The sequence below is a fragment of the Subtercola sp. RTI3 genome, from assembly GCF_035018625.1.
In the GTDB taxonomy this organism is placed as follows: domain Bacteria; phylum Actinomycetota; class Actinomycetes; order Actinomycetales; family Microbacteriaceae; genus Subtercola; species Subtercola vilae.
This window is the reverse complement of record NZ_JASJXO010000093.1, coordinates 1-5,846: the sequence shown is the minus strand read 5'-3', so window position 1 is coordinate 5,846 and position 5,846 is coordinate 1. Positions and strand designations below refer to the sequence as shown.

Annotated in this window: 3 protein-coding genes; 2 read left to right on the top strand and 1 reads right to left on the bottom strand. The window is 55.4% G+C overall.

The window, feature by feature from the left end; genetic code table 11:
• Positions 1-38: 38 nt before the first annotated feature.
• A complete protein-coding gene (locus tag QN358_RS18450) occupies positions 39-3,599 on the top strand; it encodes a beta-galactosidase (RefSeq protein ID WP_323513225.1) in 3,561 nt (1,186 codons plus the stop codon).
• A gap of 757 nt (positions 3,600-4,356) precedes the next feature.
• Complete coding sequence (locus tag QN358_RS18445) at positions 4,357-5,376, top strand: polysaccharide pyruvyl transferase family protein (RefSeq protein WP_323513224.1); 1,020 nt, start codon at positions 4,357-4,359, stop codon at positions 5,374-5,376.
• Between the two features lie 199 nt (positions 5,377-5,575).
• Here QN358_RS18445 and QN358_RS18440 read toward each other — a convergent pair.
• The coding region (locus QN358_RS18440; protein ID WP_323513223.1) for an IS3 family transposase at positions 5,576-5,846 on the bottom strand (271 nt) is incomplete at its 5' end.

Sequence of the window (5,846 nt, the reverse complement as noted above, 5' to 3'; positions counted from 1 at the left end):
TCACTGCGGTTGCTGAGGCGGATGTTTCCAACGCTGTTGTGGTTGAGGGATTCGAAGACGGGGGGGCTTCTTGGCAAAGAAGCGCCGGTACGGTCGCGATCGCAGCTTCGTCTGATCACACTGAAGGCAGTGCGGCAACTGCTCTGACTTACGATCTCAGCGCAGGCGATGTGAAAATTGTCCCGAAGGCCACGCCCACTCCGTTTGCCACAAATATTTACTCTGCGCTCAAGATTGATGTGAAAGGCGACGGGAGCTATAACACCCTTTATGTGTGGCTCACTGATGCGTCCGGTGAACGCTTCTACTACCGCGTCGACGCGATGGGATACACGACGTGGAAAACGGTCACTGTTGACCTGACTCAACCCCCGACTTCCTCTTCCGGGGGAAATGCCAATGGTGTTCTGGATGCTCCTCTTAGCCTCACGAACATCACGATCGTTCGGAACGGGAGCCAACCCGCTACGGGGACAATCCTGCTCGATAACATCCGAACAATCACGGACAACTGGACCACACCCAACGCCAGCACGGCTTATTTTTCTCCATCCAAGGGTCAAACAGCGAACATCACATTCGCTGCCGGGACCTCGGGCGACTACAAACTCCTCCTCAAAGACACCACTGCGAAAACGCGCACGGTTGCTGCAACCATCAACATGCCTGGGCAGCAGTCCATTACTTGGGATGGAAAAGATGACACCGGTGCCGCGATGCTCGGCAATATCACCGCGTCTCTCAGCTACGACATCACTCCGAATGGGGCGCTCACCGCGCCCATGCCTTCCAGCGGAAACAAAAGTCTCACTGCGGTTGCTGAGGCGGATGTTTCCAACGCTGTTGTGGTTGAGGGATTCGAAGACGGGGGGGCTTCTTGGCAAAGAAGCGCCGGTACGGTCGCGATCGCAGCTTCGTCTGATCACACTGAAGGCAGTGCGGCAACTGCTCTGACTTACGATCTCAGCGCAGGCGATGTGAAAATTGTCCCGAAGGCCACGCCCACTCCGTTTGCCACAAATATTTACTCTGCGCTCAAGATTGATGTGAAAGGCGACGGGAGCTATAACACCCTTTATGTGTGGCTCACTGATGCGTCCGGTGAACGCTTCTACTACCGCGTCGACGCGATGGGATACACGACGTGGAAAACGGTCACTGTTGACCTGACTCAACCCCCGACTTCCTCTTCCGGGGGAAATGCCAATGGTGTTCTGGATGCTCCTCTTAGCCTCACGAACATCACGATCGTTCGGAACGGGAGCCAACCCGCTACGGGGACAATCCTGCTCGATAACATCCGAACAATCACGGACAACTGGACCACACCCAACGCCAGTGGCCAAGCAAACTTTGCACCATCCGCAGGTCAGACAGCGAACATCACATTCGCTGCTGGAGCTGGAGGCGACTACAAGCTGGAGCTGAAAGACGCGAGCGGCCTGACGAAGACTTTTAGCGGAACAGCTGCAAGCGCCCAAACAGTCTCGGTTTCCTGGGACGGCATGAGCGACCAAGGCATGCAGCTAGCGGGCAACGTCAACTCGGTGCTTAGCTACGACGGTACGCCCGACGGCAGTTTGAGCGCGACCCCAGCTCGCGGAGGTGCGCCATTCCTCCTTGGAGTGGCGGCCCGCCCCCAGTCGGCTACCAATTCATCGCCAGTCAGTGTCAACGGAGAGATATCGACGCTCGATTCCCCCCAGGAGGCTGATCAGCGAGCAGCAGCGATGGAGGCCGCGTTCGTAAACTATGACCGAGAAGAATTCGAATGGAAACGAATCGAGCCATCCAATGGCTCGTATGATTGGCCAAAATTCGACCAGACTGTTGCAGTCGCAAGTGCAAGGAATCTGAGCATAATCGGAAAGCTGGTGTACAGCGCACCTTGGGCATCTTCGGCACCGGCGGGAACTCCCGCTGCGAATGTTGAATATTATCCCCCCACGAACATTCAGGATTATGTCGACTATGCCGTAGCGGTAGTTCATCGTTATAAGTCAAGCGTTCATGTTTGGGAGGTCTGGAATGAGCCAGACTCCTCGTCTTTCTGGATGCCCTCACCGGACGCAAACGCGTATTCACGCATGCTGAAGCTGACATACGCTGCAATCAAGGCCGAAGACCCCTCGGCAACAGTTCTCACTGGTGGGCTTGTCGGGTTTGACTACCCATTTATGGAAACCCTCCGGGCGAACAACGTACTTTCGTCCTTCGATGGACTTGGCTTGCACACTTTCGTCAATACATCGCCGGAAACGAGTGAGTTCGGCAACTGGCTCGACACCGCCGCGGCATACATCGCCAAATATTCGCCGGGCAAGAAAATTTGGATCACTGAACTCTCATGGTCTAGCTGCACGGTCAGCCCGACCTGCAGGAGTGGTGTGTCAGAGGCTGATCAGGCGAGTTTTCTGTCACGCGCTTACCTATCTGCAGCTTCGCGCGGTGTCGCCTCAATCGCTTGGTGGAATCTCGTCGACTATGGCTCAAGTGGAAGCACCCTTGACAATTATGGCCTGATCGAATCGGCCGGCCGGCAAAAGCCTGCCTATTCTGCGCTGTTGAGAGTTGGCGCCGCTTTGTATCAGCAGACTGTCGCTGGCCCGATCTCACCGACAGCCGATGGCAAGTCGACCCTAGTAGACGACATGGCTTCAGCTTCGCCTTGGAAGGTTTCGATGCTGAGTGGCGGCTCCGCATCGCTAAATATTGGATCGGGACGTCACGGCGGTGTAGCCGGGGCAAATCTGACATACAACTTTAGCGGTGCCTCAACCGGGGTCGAGTTGCTGACGAACCAAAAGGTTGCTGGAGAACCATCTGCTATTTCGTTATGGACATACGGCGATATGACGGACAGTCCGATCTACATTAAATTTTCTGACGCGACGGGAGAGAACTTCCAGGGTCTCATCGGGAACTCGTCTGTGCAGGCGTGGAAACGAATGACGCTTTATCTAGACGGCGGGGCGACTAGTCAGGGCGGGGGCAATGCCGACGCCAAAATCGACTATCCCATAACCATCAAGTCGATCTTCATCTATAAGTCGACGTTTTCTGGTTTGAACAGCGGTCAAATCTTCCTCGACGATCTGTCCTCACACTATGGAACTGTGACCCGAGGGCTGGTGCTCAATGGCTCAGAGGGAATTACGCAAGCCATTTACAGTACTAATTCCGGCACCATAACCGTGCGTTCGCTCGACCCAGGAGTATTCCTACGAAACGGAGTCACCCATACACCACTCGCAAACAGCGGCGGCGTAGCTCAATTGGCGATTAGTGCCGATCCTTCCTTCGTCGTTTCAAAGCCTCAAGTTAGCGCATCGAGCTCAAAGGTAGGCCAAGCCTTGGCTATGAACTGGGTTGCCGGAGACAGGACGGTGGCGACGATCCAGATCATAGATTCGGGTGGAACGGTAGTGCGAACCCTAGAAACACGAACCACCTTTGATTCTGGGCCCCAATCCGAATATTGGGAAGGTAACGTAACGGGCGCTGGTGCAGCTCCGGCAGGAAGCTATTCCTTCAGGTTGACTGTCTATGCCCAGAACCAAGCTGCCTCGACGGATGCCCCGTTTGTTAAGACCCCATGACTCGTGAGGAATCTGGTTACTCTCTGCGAAGAGTGAAATATCTGCTTTTTATATGGCGGCGATTCGCTTTTGATTACAACAGCGATCATTGATGGCGAGTGACGATAACTGCGCTTCGCAGCCGTCGGTCCGACGGTCTTGAATGAGGGGTTGGAGGGGGGCAGCGTTCCTTCCATTGGGGGTCTATTCTTCGACACCGAGAGGGACAGGGTCGGCCAGGGGCCGGGCTGTCTTAGATAGAGTTCGCGGGACACGCCGCGGCAATCTAGCTCGGACCCGTCTTCAGCGTTGGGGCATCTGTTACTGGTCGTCCCGGATGGAGGTTGAAGTGGGCTCGTGGGCGAAAATGTTCGCACCAACCCCGAGTGATGCACAAATGAAGGACTACTGACGATGCAGGTCGAACGCTGGCTTGCTGAGGGGCGCCCGACGCGTCGGCAGCTGTGGCCCCATGCGGATTTGCCATCAACAATGTAGAGGTTGGTATTGCGTGGGTGCCAGTTTTGAGGTGGTGGCGATCAGCTATTACGTTGATGAGGAGGGGATTTATTGTGAGCGCATGGAGCCAGCTCGGCGTCCCGAAGGCTTCCAGCGTGCGAAGAGACCACTATGCATGGACAAGAAATCCGCTTGCATGTAGTTTGCTCCAAACATGCCAAGAGGTAGAATTTCAATTCGTAAGCTCGACGCGATGACGAGCCTCGAGCATCTGGGGGAATAATTGGAAACTGCGCTGACCACGATCCAAGAACAGACGATGGCTATACTTGGCGGCCTGTTGCAGCGAGGCGATTGCGTGGCACTGGTCGACTTTCCGAACCATAAGAATTCGGGGGACCACCTCATATTTTTGGGTACATTGGCGTATCTGAAGCGAATGGGCATAAGGGTGGAGTACATCGCAGACGCCACTCGATACAACAAATCTGACCTTGACGGTCGGTTGTCAGAACGCGGGCCTATTCTTCTCCAGGGCGGCGGTAACTTCGGTGATCGTTGGCCTGAGACGCAGAAGTTTCGCGAACGCGTCATCGCGGAGAATCATGACCGCCGTGTCATTCAGTTGCCGCAGGGAATTGAATTTATTACCGAACAAGCCTTGTCCGAGGCGCAGTCGGTTTACTCGGCGCACCCAAACCTAACCATACTCATACGCGATCACGTTGGCGTGCGGGAGACAACGGAGAGCTTCGCTAGTACTGAGGTTCTATTTTGCCCCGATTTGGCGTTGGGTGTAGGTCGCCTAGCAGGCGGAGTTAGTGATGTCGATGTGGTCGAGCTCATGCGGCGGGACTCTGAGAGCGTTCGTGCGTACGCCAAAATGTCCGGATATATTACACGCCGTGGAGCCGACTGGGGATTGAATGCGCGAGACGAGTTGGCTTGGAAGGTACTCCACCTTCCTGGGGCACTTGTTCGGCGCGTGGGTTTCCTTCGACGACCCCTGTACCCTCTGCAACGGCGCACCTACCTTGCAATAGCGAACCTGAACGTGCGGAGCGCGCAACGAATTCTGAGCCACGGTGAGATTGTGATCACAGATCGTTTACACGGTGCAGTGCTGGCAGCCCTAATGGGTAAACCAGTCGTCGCCATGAACAATGCGAACGGGAAAGTGGCTGCCATATTCAAGGACTACCTCGGCACCCTTCCGAACGTGTGGTTCGAAACCGGGCACTCCGAGGCCGGGGCGTGCGCTGAGAAACTGATAGGCGTAGACAGGATAGCGGGTCGCCGACCGGAAAGTCCTGAACCGAGTCGACCCAGCTACTTCTGACCGAGAAGTAAGCCCTCTCAACCTGAAGTAACGGCTGGCGATAATTGAGGACCGCCGGCTAACCGATAACGTTTCGAGCTGGAATGGGATGTCGGCAGCCGCGCGCGATGCGCCGTATGCTCGACAAACTCTAGGCCCGGGACTGCTGAAGGTTTGGTTGACGTGCCCTACGGTTTGGTTACCCGTAGTGGTGTGAGGGTCAGGCTGGGATGGATGTTTGATTGAAGCGTAGCTCGTGCTCGGTAGGCGTCACGTATCCGAGTTTCGAATGTCGACGTTGGCGGTTGTAGAAGATCTCGATGTACTCGAAAATCGCGTTGGCCAGGTCGACTCGGGTGCGCCATTTCTTTCGGTTGAGCAGCTCGATTTGCATGCTGGACCAAAACGATTCCAGGGTCTGCTGCACGAGTAGGTGACACTTTCTAGTCACGCCGCGATTGCGGCTGATCTGTTCATGATGGTCTCGTATT